This window comes from Streptomyces sp. NPDC008238, assembly GCF_042956445.1.
Classification (GTDB): domain Bacteria; phylum Actinomycetota; class Actinomycetes; order Streptomycetales; family Streptomycetaceae; genus Actinacidiphila.
Map to the genome: position 1 here is coordinate 78,870 of NZ_JBIBGK010000024.1, position 20,770 is coordinate 99,639.

22 protein-coding genes are annotated in these 20,770 nt (G+C 71.2%); 20 read left to right on the plus strand and 2 right to left on the minus strand.

The window, feature by feature from the left end; all coding sequences use genetic code 11:
- The first annotated feature begins 91 nt into the window (after positions 1-91).
- The 3 genes from ACFZAU_RS33185 (at position 92) to ACFZAU_RS33195 (ending at position 3,465) form a co-directional block, all read left to right on the plus strand.
- Positions 92-1,324, plus strand: coding sequence for a site-2 protease family protein (locus tag ACFZAU_RS33185; RefSeq protein WP_500555248.1), 1,233 nt, complete (start codon positions 92-94; stop codon positions 1,322-1,324).
- A 486-nt stretch (positions 1,325-1,810) separates the two neighbouring features.
- The gene (locus tag ACFZAU_RS33190; RefSeq protein WP_499603570.1) at positions 1,811-2,716 is read left to right on the plus strand and encodes a tRNA (adenine-N1)-methyltransferase; all 906 of its coding nucleotides are present in this window, start codon (positions 1,811-1,813) and stop codon (positions 2,714-2,716) included.
- Between the two features lie 161 nt (positions 2,717-2,877).
- Positions 2,878-3,465, plus strand: coding sequence for a hypothetical protein (locus tag ACFZAU_RS33195; RefSeq protein WP_500555249.1), 588 nt, complete (start codon positions 2,878-2,880; stop codon positions 3,463-3,465).
- 4 nt (positions 3,466-3,469) lie between these two features.
- Here ACFZAU_RS33195 and ACFZAU_RS33200 read toward each other — a convergent pair whose 3' ends face one another.
- Positions 3,470-3,760 (minus strand): ferredoxin, encoded by a 291-nt coding sequence (locus tag ACFZAU_RS33200; protein ID WP_499603566.1) that lies wholly within the window; start codon positions 3,758-3,760, stop codon positions 3,470-3,472.
- A 240-nt stretch (positions 3,761-4,000) separates the two neighbouring features.
- On the opposite strand from ACFZAU_RS33200, the gene arc reads away from it, so the two are divergent.
- The 6 genes from arc (at position 4,001) to prcA (ending at position 10,089) form a co-directional block, all read left to right on the plus strand.
- The gene (gene arc, locus ACFZAU_RS33205; RefSeq protein ID WP_499603564.1) at positions 4,001-5,767 is read left to right on the plus strand and encodes a proteasome ATPase; all 1,767 of its coding nucleotides are present in this window, start codon (positions 4,001-4,003) and stop codon (positions 5,765-5,767) included.
- A gap of 207 nt (positions 5,768-5,974) precedes the next feature.
- Positions 5,975-7,486 (plus strand): depupylase/deamidase Dop, encoded by a 1,512-nt coding sequence (dop, locus tag ACFZAU_RS33210; protein WP_499603562.1) that lies wholly within the window; start codon positions 5,975-5,977, stop codon positions 7,484-7,486.
- A 136-nt stretch (positions 7,487-7,622) separates the two neighbouring features.
- Positions 7,623-7,841, plus strand: coding sequence for a ubiquitin-like protein Pup (locus ACFZAU_RS33215; protein ID WP_500555250.1), 219 nt, complete (start codon positions 7,623-7,625; stop codon positions 7,839-7,841).
- 9 nt (positions 7,842-7,850) lie between these two features.
- Entirely contained in the window at positions 7,851-8,441 is a 591-nt protein-coding gene (locus tag ACFZAU_RS33220; protein WP_500555251.1) for an endonuclease VII domain-containing protein, read from the plus strand.
- Positions 8,393-9,238: a proteasome subunit beta gene (gene prcB, locus ACFZAU_RS33225; protein ID WP_500463567.1), complete on the plus strand. Its 846-nt coding sequence runs from the start codon at positions 8,393-8,395 to the stop codon at positions 9,236-9,238. The genes ACFZAU_RS33220 and prcB overlap by 49 nt, the downstream gene beginning before the upstream one ends.
- 50 nt (positions 9,239-9,288) lie before the next feature.
- Positions 9,289-10,089, plus strand: a complete 801-nt coding sequence (prcA, locus tag ACFZAU_RS33230) for a proteasome subunit alpha (RefSeq protein ID WP_499603554.1) — start codon at positions 9,289-9,291, stop codon at positions 10,087-10,089.
- A gap of 70 nt (positions 10,090-10,159) precedes the next feature.
- Here the strand turns inward: prcA and ACFZAU_RS33235 are convergent, their stop codons facing one another.
- A complete protein-coding gene (locus ACFZAU_RS33235) occupies positions 10,160-11,173 on the minus strand; it encodes a LacI family DNA-binding transcriptional regulator (protein ID WP_500555252.1) in 1,014 nt (337 codons plus the stop codon).
- 134 nt (positions 11,174-11,307) lie between these two features.
- Here ACFZAU_RS33235 and ACFZAU_RS33240 point away from each other — a divergent pair, with 134 nt between their 5' ends.
- From ACFZAU_RS33240 to ACFZAU_RS33290, 11 genes are all read left to right on the plus strand, one after another.
- Positions 11,308-12,555, plus strand: a complete 1,248-nt coding sequence (locus tag ACFZAU_RS33240; RefSeq protein ID WP_500555253.1) for an MFS transporter — start codon at positions 11,308-11,310, stop codon at positions 12,553-12,555.
- 9 nt (positions 12,556-12,564) lie between these two features.
- Positions 12,565-13,926 (plus strand): Pup--protein ligase, encoded by a 1,362-nt coding sequence (gene pafA, locus ACFZAU_RS33245; protein WP_431952161.1) that lies wholly within the window; start codon positions 12,565-12,567, stop codon positions 13,924-13,926.
- A 112-nt stretch (positions 13,927-14,038) separates the two neighbouring features.
- Positions 14,039-15,025 carry an FKBP-type peptidyl-prolyl cis-trans isomerase gene (locus ACFZAU_RS33250; protein WP_500555266.1) on the plus strand — a complete coding sequence of 329 codons (987 nt, stop codon included), beginning with the start codon at positions 14,039-14,041 and terminating at the stop codon, positions 15,023-15,025.
- Positions 15,026-15,064: 39 nt separating this feature from the next.
- Positions 15,065-15,436: an FKBP-type peptidyl-prolyl cis-trans isomerase gene (locus ACFZAU_RS33255; protein WP_499603547.1), complete on the plus strand. Its 372-nt coding sequence runs from the start codon at positions 15,065-15,067 to the stop codon at positions 15,434-15,436.
- A gap of 195 nt (positions 15,437-15,631) precedes the next feature.
- Entirely contained in the window at positions 15,632-16,612 is a 981-nt protein-coding gene (locus ACFZAU_RS33260; RefSeq protein ID WP_500555254.1) for a helix-turn-helix transcriptional regulator, read from the plus strand.
- 18 nt (positions 16,613-16,630) lie between these two features.
- Positions 16,631-17,578, plus strand: a complete 948-nt coding sequence (locus ACFZAU_RS33265) for a helix-turn-helix transcriptional regulator (RefSeq protein ID WP_499603544.1) — start codon at positions 16,631-16,633, stop codon at positions 17,576-17,578.
- 29 nt (positions 17,579-17,607) lie between these two features.
- Positions 17,608-17,877: a hypothetical protein gene (locus ACFZAU_RS33270; protein WP_500555267.1), complete on the plus strand. Its 270-nt coding sequence runs from the start codon at positions 17,608-17,610 to the stop codon at positions 17,875-17,877.
- Between the two features lie 19 nt (positions 17,878-17,896).
- A complete protein-coding gene (locus ACFZAU_RS33275; protein WP_499603542.1) occupies positions 17,897-18,097 on the plus strand; it encodes a hypothetical protein in 201 nt (66 codons plus the stop codon).
- Between the two features lie 307 nt (positions 18,098-18,404).
- The gene (tatA, locus tag ACFZAU_RS33280) at positions 18,405-18,701 is read left to right on the plus strand and encodes a Sec-independent protein translocase subunit TatA (protein ID WP_500463560.1); all 297 of its coding nucleotides are present in this window, start codon (positions 18,405-18,407) and stop codon (positions 18,699-18,701) included.
- 112 nt (positions 18,702-18,813) lie between these two features.
- Positions 18,814-19,701, plus strand: coding sequence for a twin-arginine translocase subunit TatC (tatC, locus tag ACFZAU_RS33285; RefSeq protein ID WP_499603539.1), 888 nt, complete (start codon positions 18,814-18,816; stop codon positions 19,699-19,701).
- Between the two features lie 151 nt (positions 19,702-19,852).
- Positions 19,853-20,746, plus strand: coding sequence for a diacylglycerol kinase (locus tag ACFZAU_RS33290; RefSeq protein ID WP_500555255.1), 894 nt, complete (start codon positions 19,853-19,855; stop codon positions 20,744-20,746).
- Positions 20,747-20,770 lie beyond the last annotated feature (24 nt).

Here is a 20,770-nt window from a genome sequence, read left to right on the forward strand (position 1 = left end):
ACCCTACGGGGTGGCGCCGACAGCCGGTGTCGGGTCCCCGCAACCGGGCAATACCATCGACGTCGGAGCGTCAGCGACACGAGGGGAACCAGTGAGCGAGAGCCAGCAGCCGCCGCCGGGCGGCGAGGGGACTCCCGGAACCGGCGACGGGCCCGCCAAACGCCCCCCGGGACCCGGCGGCGGCATCCTCATGGGCCGCTTCTTCGGCGTGCCCGTCTACGTCGCGCCCAGCTGGTTCCTCGTCGCCGCCCTCATCACCTGGGTCTTCGGCGGCCAGCTCGACCGCGTCCTGCCCGAGCTCGGCGGCGTCCGCTACCTCGTCTCGCTCTTCTTCGCGGTCGCCTTCTACGCCTCCGTGCTCGTCCACGAACTCGCCCACACCGTGGCCGCCCTCTGCTTCGAGCTGCCCGTGCGCCGCATCCAGCTGCAGTTCTTCGGCGGCGTCTCCGAGATCGAGAAGGAGTCCGAGACCCCCGGCCGCGAATTCGTCCTCGCCTTCGTCGGCCCCCTGCTCTCCCTCGTCCTCGCCGGGGTCTTCTACCTCGGCATGTACGGCGTCGAACCCGACACCGTCCCCGGCGTCCTGCTCGCCGGACTCATGATCAGCAACCTGCTCGTGGCCGTCTTCAACCTGCTGCCCGGCCTCCCGCTCGACGGCGGACGGATGCTCCGCGCCGTCATCTGGAAGATCAGCGGCAAGGCCATGACCGGCACCATCGCCGCCGCCTGGACCGGACGCGCCCTCGCCATCGCCGTCCTCGTCGGCCTCCCGCTGCTGTCGTACGCCGGCGGCATGAACGACGGCGGCGACGGCGCCACCGGCTTCGACTCCCTCACCGACGCCCTGCTCGCCGCCATCCTCGCCGCCATCATCTGGACCGGCGCCGGCAACAGCCTGCGCATGGCACGGCTGCGTGAGCACCTCCCCGAACTCCAGGCCCGCACCCTCACCCGGCGCGCCCTCCCCGTCGCCTCCGACACCCCGCTGTCCGAGGCCCTGCGCCGGGCCAACGAGGCCGGCGCCCGCGCCCTCGTCGTCGTCGACGGCCAGGGCACCCCCACCGCCGTCGTCCGCGAAGCCGCCATCGTCGGCGTCCCCGAGCACCGCCGCCCCTGGGTCGCCGTCTCCGGCCTCGCCCAGGACATCAAGCCCGGCATGAAGGTCTCCGCCGAACTCGCCGGCGAAGACCTCCTGGACACCCTGCGCGCCACCCCCGCCACGGAGTACCTCGTCATCGAGAACTCCGGCGAGGTCTACGGCGTCCTGTCCACCGCCGACGTGGAGAAGGCCTTCCTCGCAGCCATGGCGAGGCCCTCTTCCTAGGGCTCGGTTCGCCTCCGGGGCGCCCCAGCCGGTGTCGACGGTCGACCGTGCTCGGTCACTCGTTCCTCGCGACCTCCGCGCGCTCTCCCTTTCGACACCGTCCGCGCCCCTTCGGCTCACTCGCCGAGGCAGTAGTCGGATGTGCACGGGCGCCGACCGCTGGGGTGTCTGCGATGACCCGGCAGGCGCGCGCCCCCCTTCGGCTCACTCGCCGAGGCAGTAGTCGGATGTGCACGGGCGCCGACCGCTGGGGTGTCTGCGATGACCCGGCAGGCCTGGACGGCGCCCACGCACCCCCGCGAGTGAGCCGAAGGGGCGCGCGCCTGTCGAAAGGGGGAGCACACGGAGGCTCCGAGGTACGAGGAGCCGAGTATGGTCGACCGTCGACAGGTGCAGAGGGCGCCCCGGAGGCGAACCGAGCCCGAGAAAAAGAGAGCGCCCCGGAGGCGAACCGAGCCTTCAAAAAACACCGGTAGGCTTGTCGGCATGTCCGAACCGACCGGTGCCGCCCGCCGACGCGGGCCCTTCAAGGTCGGGGACCAGGTCCAGCTCACCGATCCCAAGGGACGCCACTACACGTTCACGCTCGAGGCCGGGAAGAACTTCCACACCCACAAGGGTTCCTTCCCCCACGACGAGCTGATCGGCGCCCCCGAGGGCAGTGTGGTCCGTACCACGGGAAACGTCGCCTACCTCGCGCTGCGCCCCCTGCTCCCCGACTACGTCCTGTCCATGCCCCGCGGTGCCGCCGTGGTCTACCCCAAGGACGCGGGGCAGATCCTGTCGATGGCCGACATCTTCCCCGGCGCACGCGTCGTGGAGGCGGGCGTCGGCTCCGGCTCGCTCAGCATGTTCCTGCTGCGCGCCGTCGGCGACCAGGGGATGCTGCACTCCTACGAGCGCCGCGCCGACTTCGCCGAGATCGCCACCCAGAACGTCGAGCGGTACTTCGGCGGCCCGCACCCCGCGTGGCAGCTCACCGTCGGCGACCTCCAGGACAACCTCAGCGACACCGAGGTCGACCGGGTCATCCTCGACATGCTCGCTCCCTGGGAATGCCTCGAGGCCGTCTCCAAGGCACTCGTCCCCGGCGGCATCCTCTGCGCCTACGTGGCCACCACGACCCAGCTCGCCCGCACCGTCGAGGCGATCCGCGAGCACGGCACCTTCAACGAGCCGTCCGCTTGGGAGACGATGGTCCGCACCTGGCACATCGAGGGACTGGCCGTACGCCCCGACCACCGCATGATCGGGCACACCGGCTTCCTGCTGACCGCCCGCCGCCTCGCCGACGGCGTCGAGCCCCCCGTACGGCGCAGGCGCCCCGCGCCCGGCGCGTACGGCGAGGACTACACCGGCCCGGGCGGCGGCAAGCCGGCCACCGGCGCGTAACCACCCGACCCCGAAGCGCCGTCGCCGGACACCCCGGCGGCGGCGCTTCGCCACACCCCGTGGACATCTCCCGCAACACGGGCCCCGGTCGTACCAACTGACTGTGACCTGTGGCACGATGCTGGCCACCCCGCTCGACCAACTCCACAGGAGACAGGCGCGTGCAGCCATCCGCAGGGCCGGCCCTCCCGCACACCCGAGCCCGCTCGGTGCACTGGATCACGACCGCCGCGGTGATCGCCGCCGTCATGGGCAGCGCCGCCCTCGTGCAGCCCGCCGGCGCCTCCACGGGCAGAACCGCCGCCGACGCCAAGGCCGGCAAGCCCGCCCCCGCCGACGTGGCACCCCCGGACCCCCGCGCCGCCCGCTTCCCCCTGGAATGCGCCGGCGCCCCCGTGGACGTCGTGGACCGCGCCTCCGCGGACCTCGACGGGGACGGCCGCCCCGAGACCGTCGCCGTCGCCCGCTGCCACTCCGAGACCGGCACCCCGCCCAGTGGCCTGTACGTGCTGTCGACGGATCCGGCCGCCGGCGGCACCCCCCGGATCGCCGAGACCCTCGTCGGCCCCGAGGAGCAGCGCAGCTTCAAGGGACTGCGGATCGACGGCCGTACCGTACGGGCCACCGTCCTCGGCTACTCCACCGACGACGTGCCCCGGTGCTGCCCGGACCAGCAGCGCGACTACAGCTGGGAATGGCGGTCCGGCACCTACTACGAGATCCCCGGACCGCTCGCCGGCGGCGTGTGACAGATCACTCCGCGTCGGGTCCGTACAGCTCTACACTGTCCGAAACCCGACGCACATGAATGCAGTCGCCAGGGCAGTCCCTGGCCGAATCCACCACATCGGTCAACAACGGCAGGGGAACCGGGACCGTGGCCCCGGGTGCCTGACGGAGTTCGGCGTCGTCGCCCTTCACGTAGGCGAGCCCGTCGATGTCCAGCTCGAACACCTCGGGCGCGTACTGCACACAGATGCCGTCCCCGGTGCACAGGTCCTGATCGATCCAGACCTCAAGCGCCTCGACGACTTCCTCGCTCACCGGTACCTCGCCTGCCGTTCATCGTTCGGGAAGGGACAGCCCATGACGGGCGTTGACCGAACCGACGATACAACCGGCCGCTTTCGGATGGTGATGGCTGGGTATCTCCCTGGCGGGAGGACGTGCGCAAGGGTGAAGATCGGACACACCCAGGACGTCTTTGTGATCTAGGGGTTTCAACCCCTACTGGCCCAGGTAGGGTCTGGAAGCGTCCAGCTCCCCTTGGAGGAGGTGAGGACCGTGGCGGCCCACGACGACGACATCAACCGTGGCGGCCGACCCGCTCGTGGATCGGAAGACCCCATGAGCCAGGTCGCCTTTCTTGAGCAGGAGATCGCCGTCCTGCGACGTAAGCTCGCCGACTCTCCGCGGCACACGAGGATTCTCGAGGAGCGGATCGTCGAGCTGCAGACCAACCTGGCAGGCGTGTCCGCTCAGAACGAGCGGCTGGCGAACACCCTCCGCGAGGCCCGCGACCAGATCGTGGCCCTCAAGGAAGAGGTGGACCGCCTCGCACAGCCCCCTGCCGGATTCGGCGTGTTCCTGCAGGCGAACGACGACGGGACGGCCGACATCTTCACCGGCGGCCGCAAGCTGCGGGTGAACGTCAGCCCGTCCGTCGAGCTGGACGACCTCCGGCGCGGCCAGGAAGTCATGCTCAACGAGGCGCTCAACGTGGTCGAGGCCATGGAGTTCGAGCGCATCGGAGACATCGTCACCCTCAAGGAGATCCTCGAGGACGGCGAGCGGGCCCTGGTCATCGGGCACACCGACGAGGAGCGGGTGGTGCGGCTCGCCGAGCCGCTGCTGGACGGCACCCTCCGCGCCGGCGACGCGCTGCTGCTCGAACCGCGCTCCGGATACGTCTACGAGCGGGTCCCCAAGAGCGAGGTCGAAGAACTCGTCCTCGAAGAGGTCCCCGACATCGACTACCGCCAGATCGGCGGCCTGCGGAACCAGATCGAGCAGATCCGCGACGCGGTCGAACTGCCCTACCTGCACGCCGAGCTGTTCAAGGAGTACGAGCTCCGCCCGCCCAAGGGCGTGCTCCTCTACGGCCCCCCCGGCTGCGGCAAGACCCTGATCGCCAAGGCGGTCGCCAACTCCCTTGCCAAGAAGGTCGCCGAGGTCACCGGGCAGCCCCAGGGCAAGAGCTACTTCCTGAACATCAAGGGCCCCGAGCTGCTGAACAAGTACGTCGGCGAGACCGAGCGGCAGATCCGCCTGGTCTTCCAGCGTGCGAGGGAGAAGGCCGGCGAGGGCACCCCCGTCATCGTCTTCTTCGACGAGATGGAGTCGCTGTTCCGGACCCGTGGGTCCGGCGTCAGCTCGGACGTGGAGAACACCATCGTCCCGCAGCTGCTCGCCGAGATCGACGGCGTCGAGGGACTGGAGAACGTCATCGTCATCGGCGCCTCCAACCGCGAGGACATGATCGACCCCGCGATCCTGCGGCCCGGCCGCCTGGACGTGAAGATCAAGATCGAGCGCCCGGACGCCGAGGCGGCCAAGGACATCTTCTCCAAGTACCTCGTCGCGACCCTGCCGCTGCACTCGGAGGACCTGTCCGAGCACGGCGAGTCCGCCGAGGCCACCGTCGACGCCATGATCCAGTCGGTCGTCGAGCGGATGTACTCCGAGTCCGAGGAGAACCGCTTCCTGGAGGTCACCTACGCCAACGGTGACAAGGAAGTCCTCTACTTCAAGGACTTCAACTCCGGCGCCATGATCCAGAACATCGTGGACCGGGCCAAGAAGATGGCGATCAAGGCCTTCCTCGACCACAACCAGCGCGGTCTGCGCGTCTCCCACCTGCTCGCCGCCTGCGTGGACGAGTTCAAGGAGAACGAGGACCTGCCCAACACCACCAACCCGGACGACTGGGCCCGCATCTCCGGCAAGAAGGGCGAGCGGATCGTCTTCATCCGCACCCTCGTCACCGGCAAGCAGGGCGCCGACACCGGTCGCTCCATCGACACCGTCGCCAACACGGGCCAGTACCTGTAACACGCGACCACCCCCCGGCTGCGGGTGCCCACGCAGGGGCACCCGCAGCCGGAGCATTTCACCCCGGCACCACCCAGGAAAGCGCGTAATGATCTCCCCACCACCGCCATCGCGTTCTAGGCTCAGCGGTACCGCACGAGGTCCCATCGCGAAGCGGTACTTGAGCGACCGGCCCACCACGGGCCGCAGCCGGGCAAGGAGGGCCGCATGACCGTACGGCGAGTAATGGGCATCGAGACGGAGTACGGGATCTCCGTCCCGGGCCACCCGAACGCCAATGCCATGCTCACCTCGTCCCAGGTCGTCAACGCCTACGCGGCGGCGATGCACCGGGCGCGCCGCGCCCGCTGGGACTTCGAGGAGGAGAACCCGCTGCGGGACGCCCGCGGCTTCGACCTCGCCCGAGAGGCCGCGGACACCAGCCAGCTCACCGACGAGGACATCGGCCTCGCCAACGTCATCCTCACCAACGGAGCACGGCTCTACGTCGACCACGCCCACCCCGAGTACAGCGCCCCGGAGGTCACCAACCCCCGCGACGCCGTCCTGTGGGACAAGGCCGGCGAGCGCATCATGGCCGAGGCCGCCGAACGCGCCGCCCAGCTCCCCGGCGCCCAGCCGATCCACCTCTACAAGAACAACACCGACAACAAGGGCGCGTCCTACGGCACCCACGAGAACTACCTGATGAAGCGGGAGACCCCCTTCTCGGACATCGTGCGCCACCTCACGCCCTTCTTCGTCTGCCGCCAGGTCGTCACCGGCGCCGGCCGCGTCGGAATCGGCCAGGACGGCCACGAACACGGCTTCCAGATCAGCCAGCGCGCCGACTACTTCGAGGTCGAGGTCGGACTCGAGACCACCCTCAAGCGGCCCATCATCAACACCCGCGACGAGCCGCACGCCGACGCCGAGAAGTACCGCCGGCTGCACGTGATCATCGGCGACGCCAACCTCTCCGAGATCTCCACCTACCTCAAGCTCGGCACCACCGCACTCGTGCTGTCGATGATCGAGGACGGCTTCATCAACGTCGACCTCGCCGTCGACCAGCCCGTACGCACCCTCCACCAGGTCAGCCACGACCCCACCCTGCGACGCCTCATCACGCTGCGCAGCGGGCGCACCCTGACCGCCGTCCAGCTCCAGATGGAGTACTGCGAGCTGGCCCGCAAGTACGTCGAGGACCGCTTCGGCACCGACGCCGACGACCAGACCAAGGACGTCCTCGGACGCTGGGAGGACGTGCTCAACCGGCTCGAGGGCGACCCCATGAGCCTCGCCGGCGAACTCGACTGGATCGCCAAGCGCGAACTCCTCGAGGGCTACCGGCGCCGCGACTCCCTCGACTGGGACGCCGCCCGGCTGCACCTCGTCGACCTCCAGTACGCGGACGTACGCCCCGAGAAGGGCCTCTACAACCGCCTGGAGGCCCGCGGCCGCATCCAGCGGCTGGTGACCGAGGACGAGGTCGTACGGGCCATGAGCAAGCCCCCGGAGGACACCCGCGCCTACTTCCGCGGCCGCTGCCTGGAGCAGTACGCGGACGACGTCGCGGCGGCCTCCTGGGACTCCGTGATCTTCGACCTCCCCGGCCGGGACTCCCTGCAGCGCGTCCCGACGCTGGAGCCGTTGCGGGGCACCCGCAACCACGTCAAGGAGCTGCTGGACCGCTGCCGCACCGCGGAGGAGCTGGTGCGGATCCTGTCGGGCGGCTGAGCAGGGCTGAAATCCGTCCGAACCGGGAATCATCGGGGTGGCCCCCGGACGTTGGGCAATACCGGGGGCCGAAGTCAGACCCTCCTTGTAGGGTCTGATCTTGTAGGACATGGACACCGAGCGGGGTGAGGGACACATGGCTACCAAGGACACCGGCGGCGGGCAGCAGAAGGCCACGCGTTCGACCGAGGAGGTCGAGGAGACCGCGCAGGACGCGCAGGGCGCCTCCGACCTCAAGGAGCGGCAGGAGAAGCTGTCGGACGACGTGGACTCCGTGCTGGACGAGATCGATGACGTCCTCGAGGAGAACGCGGAGGATTTCGTACGCTCGTTCGTTCAGAAGGGTGGACAGTAGTCCACGTACATGAACGAGGGGGGCGTGAAGCGGTGCTCTCGGTGTAAGGAGCTGCTGCCACGCGGGGCGTTCGCCAACAACAGGGCCTCACGCGACGGCCTCCAGGCCTACTGCCGGGAGTGCTGGGCCGAGTACCACCAGCAGAGGCAGCTGGCGAGGGGCAAGAACGTGCGGCCGCGAGTGCTTGTGCCTGACGGGCACAAGCACTGCCGTCGTTGCGGGGAGACCAAGCCGCACAGCGAGTGGGACCGCAACAGCAGTGCCTCGGACGGCCTGTCGAGCCGGTGCAAGTCGGGCCGGGCGGTGGAGGGCCGGGCCGGCCACCTCAAGCGGAAGTACGGGATGACCGAGGCCGAGCGGGACGCCATGGTCGCCGAGCAGTTCGGCATTTGCTGCATTTGTTTGGACGCCCCGGCCGAACATGTGGATCACGACCACGGGACGGGTAGGGTCCGTGGCGTACTGTGCTTCAGCTGCAACGCCGCGCTGGGGCAGTTCAAGGATCGGCCCGACGTCATACGGCGGGCGGCCGCCTACGTGGAAGGAAACGTGTGGAAGCCAACACTCGTAGCACCGGGCGTCTACCAGCTGCCTTCCTGACGCCTGGCTCGTCCTCGTTCGTGGACTTCCTGGGGGCGCACGCGCCGGGGATGCTCCCGGGCAACCGGACCCTGCCCGCCGTGAAGGGGGCCGTCGAGCTGCCGCACGGTACGACGATCGTGGCGGCGGCCTTCCCCGGCGGTGTGGTGCTCGCCGGTGACCGGCGGGCCACGATGGGCAACGTCATCGCGCAGCGGGACATCGAGAAGGTCTTCCCGGCCGACGAGTACTCGGCGGTCGGCATCGCGGGCACGGCGGGCCTGGCGGTGGAGATGGTGAAGCTGTTCCAGCTGGAGCTGGAGCACTACGAGAAGATCGAGGGCGCGACGCTCTCGCTGGAGGGCAAGGCGAACCGCCTGTCGACCATGATCCGAGGGAACCTGGGGATGGCGCTGCAGGGGCTGGCGGTGGTGCCGCTGTTCGCCGGTTACGACACGGACCGTGAGAAGGGGCGGATCTTCTCGTACGACGTGACGGGTGGCCGTTCCGAGGAGCACGGGTTCGCGGCGACGGGTTCGGGCTCGGTGTTCGCGCGGGGTTCGATGAAGAAGCTGTACAAGCCGGATCTCACGGAGTCGCAGGCGACGACGTTGGTGGTCCAGGCGCTGTACGACGCGGCGGACGACGATTCGGCGACCGGTGGCCCGGATCTTGGGCGGCGGATCTACCCGATCGTCACGGTGATCACCGACGAGGGTTTCCGCAAGCTGACCGAGGCGGAGGCGTCGGAGATCGTCCGGGCCGTCCACGAGCGGCGGCTGGAGCTGCCGGACGGCCCGCGGGCCGCGCTGCTCTGAGCTGGTCGTCCGAGATGCACTCGCTACTGACAGAAAGGGACGGATAGCCGGTGTCGACGCCGTTCTATGTCTCACCCCAGCAGGCCATGGCCGACCGTGCCGAGTTCGCCCGCAAGGGCATCGCGCGCGGGCGCAGCGTCGTCGTGCTGCAGTACACCGACGGCATCGTCTTCATCGCCGAGAACCCGTCCCGTGCCCTGCACAAGGTCAGTGAGATCTACGACCGGATCGCTTTCGCGGCGGTGGGCAAGTACAACGAGTTCGAGAACCTGCGGATCGGTGGGGTGCGCTACGCCGATCTGCGGGGTTACACCTACGACCGGGACGACGTGACGGCGCGTGGTCTGGCGAACGTGTACGCGCAGACGCTGGGCACGATCTTCTCGAGCGTGGGGGAGAAGCCGTACGAGGTGGAGCTGATCGTCGCGGAGGTGGGTGCGGACTCCTCGGAGGACCAGATCTACCGGTTGCCGCACGACGGTTCGATCGTGGACGAGCACGGTGCGGTGGCGGTGGGTGGCAACTCCGATCAGATCGGCAGTTACCTGGACCAGCGGCACCGTGACGGCATGACGCTGGCGGAGGCGCTGAAGCTGGCGGTGGAGTCGCTGAGCCGGGACAGCAACGGCAGTGACCGGCAGCTCACGGCGGAGCAGCTCGAGGTGGCGGTGCTGGACCGTACGCGGCCGCAGCAGCGCAAGTTCAAGCGGATCCTGGGTCGGCAGTTGTCGCGTCTGCTGGAGGGGGAGGGGGCGGCGGCGCCTTCGGTGGAGAAGGCGGAGAAGCCGGCTCCGTCGGCTGCTCCCGTGGAGGGGGACGACGACCTTCCGGAGCTCGACGAGGACGTGTGAGAGGTGTGACGGGCTGAGGCCCGTTCCCGACGCCCCGGTCGCCTTTTCGGCGGCCGGGGCGTCGGTCGTCTCAGGGGTGGCGTGGTGGGGCGGTGGAGCCGCGTACGACGAGCCGGACGGGGAGTTCGGTGGTGGTGGCGGTGACGGGGTGGTCGGCGAGGGTGTGGAGGAGTGCGGTCATGCCTTCGGCGCCGACGGCGTCGGCGGGGAGGGTGACGGTGGTGAGTTCGGGTTCGACGGCGGTGGCGAGGGCGGAGTCGTCGTAGCCGGTGACGGAGACGTCGTGGGGGACGCGCAGTCCGTGGCGGCGCAGTGCCTTGCAGGCGCCGACGGCGAGGACGTCGTCGTCGCAGACGAGGGCGGTGGGGGGTGGGCCGGGGCGGGCCAGGAGGCGTTCGGTGGCCCGGCGGGCGTCCTCGTAGGTGAGGGGGGCGCGTTCGGTGGGCGGGGTGGTGCCGAGGGCGCCGGCGAGGGCCTGGGCGCGTTCGCGGAAGGTCCAGGTGTCGATGTCGGCGGCGAGGTGGGCGATGTCGCGGGGGTGGTGGCCGAGGTCGAGGACGTGCTGGGCGATCTGGCGCATGCCGTCGGCGATGGCGAGGTTGACGGTGGCGGCGGGGCCTGGTCCCGCAGGGTCGGCGTCGAGCATGACGAGGGGGAGGCCGCCGTCGCCGATGGCGGCGAGGGCGTCGGCGGCCATGGAGGAGGCGATGATGCCGTCGAGGGCGGCGCGGGCGGAGCCGAAGGGGTCGCGGGCGGGGCCGACGCCTTCGGGGGAGGGGTAGAGGACGACGCCGAAGCCGTGGTCGTCGGCGATGCGGGCGGCGCCGGTGTAGACGCGGGCGAAGTACTCGTTGGTGAGGGTGGGGACGACCAGGAGCGCGGTGCGGGTGCGGCCGAGGCGGAGGTTGCGGGCGGCGAGGTTGGGGCGGTAGCCGAGGTCGCGGGCGGCGGTGCGGACGGTGTCGGCGGTGCGTTCGGAGACGCGGCCGCGCCATTTGTCGCCGAGGACGAGGGAGACGGTGGCCTGGGAGACGCCGGCGGCGCGTGCGACGTCGCGTGAGGTCGGGCGCGCTGTGTCGGTCACCGTGGGGGCCTCTTTCGGGTGGTCGTCGGGGGTCTCGGGCCGGGGTGCGGGGGGTCCGGCGGCTGGACCGGTGGGCTGGGCTCATGGTACGTATGACCCACGACGTTATACGTACAACTTGCGAAGGGGCGGCCATGGGGACCGGCTACGCGGACCTGCTGCGGGCCCGGTACGCGGTGCGGCTGCTGACCGGGACGCTGGTCGGCCGGCTGCCGAACGCGACGGCGGCCCTGGGCATCGTGCTGCTGACCCGCGCGCAGGGCGGGGACTTCGCCCTGGCGGGCGCGCTGTCGGCGGTCTACGGCCTCGCCAACGCCGTGGGGCAGCCGCTGCTGGGCCGGGCGGTGGACCGGCTGGGGCAGCCGCGGGTGATGTTCCCCGCGGCGGTGGCCTCGGCCGCCGGGATGGCGCTCTTCGCGTTCTCCGGGCCCCGGCCGCTGCCCGTGGCGTACGCCGCGATGCTGGTGGCGGGGTTCTTCACGCCGCCCCTGGAGGGCGGGCTGCGGGCGCTGTGGCCGGACGTGCTGAAGCGGGAGGACCGCATCCACGCCGCCTACGCGCTGGACGCGGCGGCGCAGGAGGTCATGTTCGCGGTGGGGCCGCTGCTGGTGACGCTGCTCGTTGCGGCGTTCTCGGAGACGGCGGCGCTGCTGTGGATCGCGGTGGTCGGTGTGGCGGGGGCGCTGGGCGTGGTCACCGCGCCGCCGTCGCGGGCGTGGCGGACGCAGCCGCGCACCCCGGACTGGCTGGGGCCGTTGCGGGCGCCGGGGATGCGGGCGCTGGTCGGCTCGTTCTTCTTCGTGGGGCTGGCGCTGGGGTCGATCGCGGTGGCGGCGGTGGCGTACGCGGACGGCCACGGTGGCGGGATGGTCTCCAGCTACGTGCTGTCGGGGATCGGTGCCGGGGCCCTGGCGGGCGGGGTGGTGTACGGGGCGCGGCAGTGGGCCGGGGTCCCGGAGCGGCGGTTGCGGCTGCTGATGGCGGGGCTGGCCGTGGGCTACCTGCCGCTGGCGCTGGTGCCGGGTGTGCCGCTGATGGCGGGCCTGGCGGTGCTGGCGGGTCTGTTCCTCGCGCCGTCGCTGGCCTGCGCGTTCGTGGTGGTCGACCGGCACGCCCCGGTGGGCACGGTGACCGAGGCGTTCTCATGGATCGTCACCACGTTCGGCGTGGGCGCGGCGGTGGGGACGGCGGTGGCGGGCCCGGCCGCGCAGTACGGCGGTGCGGCGGCGGCCTTCGGTGTGGCGGGGGCCGGTGGGGTGGTGGCGCTGGCCGTCCTGCTGGCCAGTGGGCGTTACCTCATGCCCGCCGGGCCGGCAACCGGGACGGAAAAAGATCGAATCGCCGTGGTCGAACCCGGTTTGAGGTCCACGCATCAGGCGTAAGGTCTCATCATGGACCGCCGCATTTTCGGGCTGGAGAACGAGTACGGCGTCACGTGCACGTTCAGGGGACAGCGGCGTCTGTCCCCGGACGAGGTGGCGCGGTACCTCTTCCGCCGTGTCGTGTCATGGGGTCGCAGCAGCAACGTCTTCCTCCGCAATGGCGCCCGTCTCTACCTCGACGTGGGTTCGCACCCGGAGTACGCCACTCCCGAGTGCGACAACGTGACGGAACTCGTCACCCACGACAAGGCAGGGGAGCGCATCCTCGAGGGTCTCCTGGTGGACGCCGAACGGCGTCTGCACGAGGAGGGCATCGCGGGTGACGTCTACCTCTTCAAGAACAACACCGACTCCGCCGGCAACTCCTACGGGTGCCACGAGAACTACCTGGTGGCCCGGCACGGGGAGTTCTCCCGCCTCGCGGACATCCTGATCCCGTTCCTGGTGACCCGGCAGCTGCTGTGCGGCGCGGGCAAGGTGCTGCAGACCCCGCGCGGCGCGGTCTACTGCGTCAGCCAGCGGGCGGAGCACATCTGGGAGGGCGTCAGTTCCGCCACGACGCGTTCCCGGCCCATCATCAACACACGGGACGAGCCGCACGCGGACGCCGAGCGCTACCGGCGGCTGCACGTCATCGTGGGCGACTCCAACATGTCCGAGACGACCATGCTGCTGAAGGTCGGGGCGACCGACCTGGTGCTGCGCATGATCGAGGCGGGCACGGTGATGCGGGACCTGACGCTGGAGAACCCGATCCGGGCGATCCGCGAGGTGTCGCACGACATAACGGGCCAGCGCAAGGTCCGCCTCGCCTCGGGCCGGGAGGCCTCGGCCCTGGAGATCCAGGAGGAGTACTACTCCAAGGCGGTGGACTTCTGCGACCGGCGGGGCATCCGCAGCGGTGTCATCGAGCAGGTCCTCGAACTGTGGGGCCGGACCCTGGAGTCGATCTCCAGCGGTGACCTGGACAAGATCGGTACCGAGATCGACTGGGTGATGAAGTACCGCCTGATCGAGCGTTACCGGGCGCGTGACAACATCACGATGTCGCACCCGCGCATCGCGCAGATAGACCTCGCCTACCACGACATCCACCGCCGCCGCGGGTTGTACTACCTGCTGGAGAAGCGGGGGCAGGCCAAGCGGATCTGCAACGACCTGAAGATCTTCGAGGCCAAGTCCGTGCCGCCGCAGACGACGCGGGCACGGCTGCGCGGCGACTTCATCCGCCGTGCCCAGGAGCAGCGGCGCGACTTCACCGTCGACTGGGTGCACCTGAAGCTCAACGACCAGGCGCAGCGCACCGTGCTGTGCAAGGACCCCTTCCGGTCGGTGGACGACCGGGTGGAGAAGCTGATCGCCGGCATGTAGCGGCGTCGGCGTGGACGACGCGGGGCCCCGTACGTGTTCGTACGGGGCCCCGCCCACGTCGTAGAGTGGCGCGCGGCCCAGAAAACGCAAGATCGACCTGATGGGGATCCCCGTGCGCCGACGCTCTCTTCTCCTCGCCGTCCCTGCCGGCCTGCTCACCCTCGCCGGCTGCGGTGACGACAAGTCCGGCAAGTCCGCGACCAGCGCCACCCCCTCGGGTTCCGCGTCCGCGACCGCGCCGGTGAAGATCGTGGACGGCCCGCTGCCGGACATCACGGCCGGTACGAAGTTCGGTGAGAAGCCGACGGTCGCCAAGGGCCCGGGTCAGCCGAGCAAGGACCTGGCCGTCAAGACGCTGGTCCAGGGCAGCGGCACGACCGTCGCCGAGGGCGACTACCTCCAGGCGAACTACCTGGGCCAGGTCTGGGACACGGCGAAGGTCTTCGACAACTCCTGGGACCGGGGTGCCCCGGCCATCTTCCCGATCGGCGTGGGCCGGGTCATCCCGGGCTGGGACAAGGCCCTGGTGGGCAAGAAGGTCGGCGACCGGGTCGAGCTGGCGATCCCGCCGAACCTGGGCTACGGCGCGCAGGGCCAGCCGGACGCCGGCATCAAGGGCACGGACACGCTGGTGTTCGTCGTCGACGTGGTGGACACCTTCAACGCCAAGAGCTCCGCCAAGGGCAAGGCCGTCCCGCAGAACGACGCGAAGCTGCCCAAGGTCGGCACCAACACCGACGGCGCGGCGCCCTCCGTCGAGGTGCCCAAGACGGCGGCGCCGACCAAGCTGGTCGCGAACTACGTGCTGGAGGGCGACGGCCGGCCGGTCAAGCCCACCGACACCCTGCTGCTGCAGTACAAGGGCGTGGTGTGGAACGGCGGCAAGGAGTTCGACTCCAGCTACAAGAACGGCCAGTTGGCCCAGTTCCCGCTGCAGCAGCTGATCAAGGGCTGGCAGGAGGGCCTGGTGGGCAAGAAGGTCGGCAGCCGCGTCATGCTCGTGGTGCCGCCGGACCTCGGCTACGGCGACAAGGAGCAGCCGGGCATCCCGGCCAAGTCCACCCTGGTGTTCAGCCTCGACATCCTCGCGGTGATGTAAGACTAGGCAGGTTGTCCGCACCTCTTTAGGAGCACGTACGTGAGCATCGAGAAGCCCGAGATCGACTTCCCCGGTGGCGAGCCGCCGGCCGAACTGGTGATCAGGGACATCTGGGAGGGCGAGGGCGCCGAGGCCAAGGCGGGCCAGAACGTCACCGTCCACTACGTGGGTGTCGCCTTCAGCACCGGCGAGGAGTTCGACGCCAGCTGGAACCGCAACTCGCCCTTCACCTTCCCGCTCGGCGGCGGCCGCGTCATCAAGGGCTGGGACCAGGGCGTGCAGGGTATGAAGGTCGGCGGCCGTCGCGAGCTGACCATCCCCGCGCACCTCGCCTACGGCAACCAGAGCCCGAGCCCGCTGATCAAGCCGGGCGAGACGCTGATCTTCGTGGTGGACCTGCTGTCGGTCTGACCGACCCGTCCGGCCCGGCCACGATCCGGAGCCCCCGCCGACCGGCACCGCCGGCCCGGCGGGGGCTCCGTCGTGCCGGGCGCCGGGGCGGGCCTGGTGGGGGACGGCCACCGGAACCGGCCTTCGCTTCAGCCGCCGGGCCCGGCCGCGATAGGGTCTCGACGGAGAGCTGAAGAAGGAAGAAGGTTGCGTCGAGTGGCGATTGCCAAGGCCGAGCGGCTGATGAACCTGGCGCTGTGCCTGATGAACACCCGGCGCCCGGTCAGCAAGCGGGAGCTGCGGGCGTCCATCGAGGCGTACCACGAGATCGGCTCCGACGAGGCGTTCAACCGCATGTTCGAGCGGGACAAGGACGACCTGCGCGAGCTCGGCATGGTCATCGAGACGGTGGAGAGCCTCGACGGCGAGATCGGCTACCTCGCCCGCCGCGACCGCAACCGGCTTCCCGAGATCGCCCTGGACGCCGAGGAGGCGGCCGCGCTGAGCCTGGCCGCCAAGGTCTGGCAGCAGGCGCGCTTCGCCGAGGCCGCCAGCGGCGCCCTGCAGAAGCTGCGGGCCGCGGGCGTGCCCTTCCACGACGAGGACGACGGCGACGAGGACGCCGTGCGGGAGCCGGCCGGGCACAGCGCCCTGGAACCCCGCATCCCCACCCCGGAGCCGGCGTTCGAGCCGCTGATGGTCGCCACCCGGGAGCGCCGCGCCGTCGCCTTCGACTACCGCAAGGCCAACGCGGTGCGCCCCGAGCCGCGCCAGGTGGAGCCGTGGGCGCTGGAGTGCTGGCGCGGCCACTGGTACCTGGCCGGCTGGGACCGCGACCGGGGCGCCGTGCGCGTCTTCCGGCTCTCCAGGATCACCGGCCGGGTCCGCACCCGCGGCGGCGCGTTCACCACCGAGGTGCCCGACCACGTCGACGTCCGCGCCACGGTGGCCAGCTGGGCCGGCGAGGGCGCCACCGCGACCGCCAGGATCCGGCTGCGCCGCGACTCGGGGTACCCGCTGCGGGCCCGTGCGGTGGAGATACTCCCGGTCGACGCCGACTGGGACGAGCTGGAGATCCCGTACGGGCACGGACTGGACGCCTGGCTGGTGGAGTTCGGCCCGGACGTGGTCGTGCTGGGGCCCGACGAACTGCGGGCCGACGTCGTGGACCGGCTGCGCGCCGTCGCCAAGGGCTGAGCGGGGGAGTACGGAGAGATGGCCAACGCGATCGACCAGACGCGCCGGATGCTGTCGCTGGTCACGTACCTGCGGGAGCGCCCCGGCGCCCGCGTGAGCGACGTGGCCCGCGCGTTCGGTGTCACCGAGGCCGAGCTGATCGGCGACCTGAACGTGCTGCCGCTGTGCGGCACGAGCTTCCGGGGCGGCGACCTGCTCGACATCGACACCGACGGCGAGCGGATCTGGTGGCACAACGTGGACGACGTCGCCCAGCCACTTCGGCTGGCCGCCGACGAGGCCGCCGCGCTGCTGGTCGCCGCCCGCGCCGTCGCCAACCTGCCGGGACTGCGCGAGAGCGACCGGCAGGCGCTGCTGCGCGCCACCGCCAAGATCGAGGGCGCGGCCGGCGAGGCCGCCGGAGCGTCCTCCCGGCTGTCGGTCACCTTCGAGTCCGAGGGCAGCGTGTTCGCGGACGTCGACCGCGCCATCGCGGAGCGGCGCCGGCTGTGGATCCGCTACTACTCGCCGTCCCGCGACGAGCTCACCGAGCGCGAGGTCGACCCGATCCGCCTGTTCGCGGTCGGCCACACCTACTTCGAGGGCTGGTGCTACCTGTCGGAGGACCGGCGCACCTTCCGGCTCGACCGGGTCGCCGAGATCCGGCTGCTGGACCAGCCCAGCGACCCGCCGCGGGTCGAGCCGCGGGACCTGTCCCAGGGCCTGGTGCAGCCGGCCGGCGACGACCCGGAGGTCGTGGTCGAGGTCGGCCCCGGCGGCCGGTGGGTGGCCGAGTACTACCCGCACGACCTCGCCGAGGAACTCCCCGACGGCGGCCTGCGGATCACCCTGCGCACCCCCGACCCGGGCTCGCTGCGCCGTCTCGCGCTGCGGCTCGGCCGCGACGGCCGCATCGTGTCCCCGGCCGACCTCGCCGGCAGCGCCCGTGACGCCGCCGCCCGGGCCCTCGCGGCCTACGGCGAGTGAGGGGCGCCCGCGTGGACGACCTCGACATCCTGGACACCCTCGGTGCGGTCGGCCGGGCCGGCGACTCCGCCGCGGAACCGCCCGAGGTGATCTTCCGGGCCTCCTGCCCTGAGTGCCGGACCAGCTTCGAGCTGTCCGCCGACGCCCTGCGGCTGGCCATCGGCGGCAGCCACCGCACGACCTTCTACTCCTTCACCTGCCCCGACTGCGGCGCCTCCGTGCGCAAGCCGGCCGGCGACCGCATCGTGGAGCTGCTCACCGACGGCGGCGTCCGCACGATGCGGCTGCACACCGGCTGAACCGCTACGCTCGGCTGCCATGTGGTGGCTCTACCTGTACGTCGGCCTCGCGACCGCCGGACTGCTCGTGCTCGGCGTCCTGGCCCTCCGCGTGTACGCCGAGGTGCGCGGCCTCGCCCGGCAGGTGGGGCGCAGCAGCGACCGCCTGCTGCGTGCCTCCGAGGACCTGCGGCGCGCCGCGGAGCCGCTGGCGCGCGGCGCCGGCGACCTGTCCCGCTGAGCACGGCCCCGCCGGGGGCGGCGTCCGGCCGGGCACCGTCCGTCCCGGGCCGTACCGCCCCGTCGCCGGCTCCGGGAAACGCCGGGTAAGCGCTGTCCGGCGCACCCTCGTCGTTCCCCGTCCTGGAAGGTACGCTGCTGAGGTTGCCCCGGGAGAGCGCGGCGGGGGCGGCAACGGCAACGACGCCGGGGGATTGCCAGGCGTTTACCCCCGCACGTTACGATCGCTGCCAGAGCGGACACCGTGTCCACGGACCCGGGGTTCGCTGCTCAAGAACCCATGCCGCCTCGGTGAGAAGGTAAAGCTTATGTTCGGCAGGCTCGGCGCCCCTGAGATCATCCTCATCCTTGTCGTCGTTCTGCTGCTGTTCGGGGCCAAGCGTCTCCCCGACATGGCCCGCGGCCTGGGCAAGTCGATGCGCATCCTGAAGAGCGAGGCGAAGGCGATGAAGTCGGACGACACCGCCGCCCCGCAGGCGCCGGCGCAGGCCGACGCTCCCACCGACGCGCAGGCCGCGCCGAGGACCATCCAGGCCGCGCCCGGTGACGTCAACAGCGCGCGTCCGGTCTCCGAGCCCCAGCAGCCGCGCCAGACGCAGAGCTGACACGACGGCACAGGTACGGGCCGCCGGCGGGGACGCCGGCCACCGCGTGAGATGAGGACCTGGGTTGCTCAAGTCTGCCCGCAGTAAGCCGTCGAAGGACCCCGAGGGGCGCATGCCGCTCGTGGAGCACCTGCGCGAGCTGCGCAACCGGCTCACCAAGAGCGTGCTCGCGATCGTCGTGGTGGCGATCGTGGCCGCCTTCTACAGCCAGCAACTCCTGGAGTTCCTGGCCTCCCCGGTGCCCAAGTGCGGTCCCGGGATCGTCAGCAGCGGCGGCAACTGCGCCATCGTCACGTTCGACTCGCTGACGGCGCCGTTCGCGCTCACGATGCAGGTCTGCTTCATGGCCGGCGTCATCGGCGCCAGCCCGGTCTGGCTGTACCAGCTGTGGGCGTTCATCGCCCCCGGCCTGCACCGTCACGAGCGCAAGTACACCTACGCGTTCGTGGGTGCGGCGCTCCCGCTCTTCCTGGGCGGCGCCTTCCTCGCCTACAAGATCATGCCGGTCAGCATCAAGGTGCTGATCAGCTTCACGCCCGAGGGCTCGTCCAACCTGCTGAAGCTGGACGGCGTACTGGACTTCACCATCCGCATGGTGCTGGTCTTCGGCCTCGCCTTCGAACTCCCCCTGCTGCTGGTCATGCTGAACATGGTCGGCATGGTCACCGGCCGCCGCATGGCGGGCTGGTGGCGCGCCGTGGTCATGGGCGTCTTCGTCTTCGGCGCCGTCGCGACGCCGACCACCGACCCGGTCAGCATGATCGCCCTGTCCGGCCCCATCGTCGTCCTCTACTTCGGCGCGGTCGCGTTCTCCCTGCTGAACGACCGCCGCCGGCGCTGGCGCAACCCCGACGCCGGGCTCTCCGACGACGAGGCCTCCGAGCTGGACCTCACACCGGAGCCGATCGGCCCCGGCGAGCGCGTATCGGCCTCCGTGCCCGAGCAGGCAGGGCCCGTCGAGGACGGACGCCGCTCCGGCGACTTCGACGACGCGACCTGACACCGCGCGGCCCCCGGCGGGGCCCCGCCCGGACCTCCGGGCGGGGCCCCGCCGTCGTACGGCGCGGGCCTCCGGCGGCGCCGGCGGCCCCTCCGGAAGAAGGGGCGCCGCTGATCTCGACGCTCCGGCTACCGCACGGTAAGGTCCGCGCGTGACCAGCGAGATCACCATCGTCGCCAACCCCACCGCCGGACGCGGACGGGGCGCCCTTGCCGCGGGACCGGCCGCCGACGCACTGCGCCGGGCGGGCTTCGGCGTGCGCACCGTCGTCGGCACCGACGCGGCGGACGCCCTCGCGCGGGCCCGCGAGGCCGTCGCGGAGGGCACCGGGGCACTGGTCGCGGTGGGCGGCGACGGCATGGTGTCGCTCGCCCTGCAGGCCGTGGCCGGCACCGGAACGCCGCTGGGTGTCGTCGCCGTCGGCACCGGCAACGACTTCGCCCGGGCGACCGGGCTGCCGGTACGCGAGCCCGCCGTCGCCGGGGAGGCCGTCGCCCGGGCGCTGACGCAGGGGTCCGTCCGCGAGATCGACCTCGGCCGCGTCGGCGACCGGTGGTTCGGCACGGTCCTCGCCTCCGGCTTCGACTCCCGCGTCAACGACCGCGGCAACCGGATGCGCCGGCCCAGCGGGCGGCTCCGCTACGACGTGGCGATGCTCGCGGAACTGGCCGCGCTGCGCCCCGTCCCGTACCGGATCACCCTCGACGACGGCACCGAGACGGAGGTCGAGGCCACCCTCGTCGCCGTCGGCAACGGCACCTCGTACGGCGGCGGCATGCGCATCTGCGCCGGCGCCGAACTCGACGACGGGTGCTTCGACGTCTGCGTGGTCGGGCCGTGCAGCCGCAGCACGCTGCTGCGGGTCTTCCCCCGGGTCTACCGCGGCACCCACCTCTCCCACCCCGTGGTGACCGTGCACCGGGCGGCCGCGGTCACCCTGGCCGCCGAGGGCGTCACCGGCTACGCCGACGGCGAGCCCCTCGGCCCCCTGCCGCTGACCGCGCGGACCGTCCCGCGGGCCCTGCGGCTGCTGACGCCCCGGTAGCGGGGCGGTGCCGTCAGCCCGGCC

Coding starts and splice junctions, on each gene's coding strand:
- ACFZAU_RS33190 (WP_499603570.1), top strand. CDS start 1,811: ATGTCCGAACCGACCGGTGCCGCCCGCCGACGCGGGCCCTTCAAGGTC.
- dop (WP_499603562.1), top strand. CDS start 5,975: ATGACCGTACGGCGAGTAATGGGCATCGAGACGGAGTACGGGATCTCC.
- ACFZAU_RS33215 (WP_500555250.1), top strand. CDS start 7,623: ATGGCTACCAAGGACACCGGCGGCGGGCAGCAGAAGGCCACGCGTTCG.
- ACFZAU_RS33220 (WP_500555251.1), top strand. CDS start 7,851: ATGAACGAGGGGGGCGTGAAGCGGTGCTCTCGGTGTAAGGAGCTGCTG.
- ACFZAU_RS33240 (WP_500555253.1), top strand. CDS start 11,308: ATGGGGACCGGCTACGCGGACCTGCTGCGGGCCCGGTACGCGGTGCGG.
- pafA (WP_431952161.1), top strand. CDS start 12,565: ATGGACCGCCGCATTTTCGGGCTGGAGAACGAGTACGGCGTCACGTGC.
- ACFZAU_RS33265 (WP_499603544.1), top strand. CDS start 16,631: ATGGCCAACGCGATCGACCAGACGCGCCGGATGCTGTCGCTGGTCACG.
- ACFZAU_RS33275 (WP_499603542.1), top strand. CDS start 17,897: ATGTGGTGGCTCTACCTGTACGTCGGCCTCGCGACCGCCGGACTGCTC.
- tatA (WP_500463560.1), top strand. CDS start 18,405: ATGTTCGGCAGGCTCGGCGCCCCTGAGATCATCCTCATCCTTGTCGTC.
- tatC (WP_499603539.1), top strand. CDS start 18,814: ATGCCGCTCGTGGAGCACCTGCGCGAGCTGCGCAACCGGCTCACCAAG.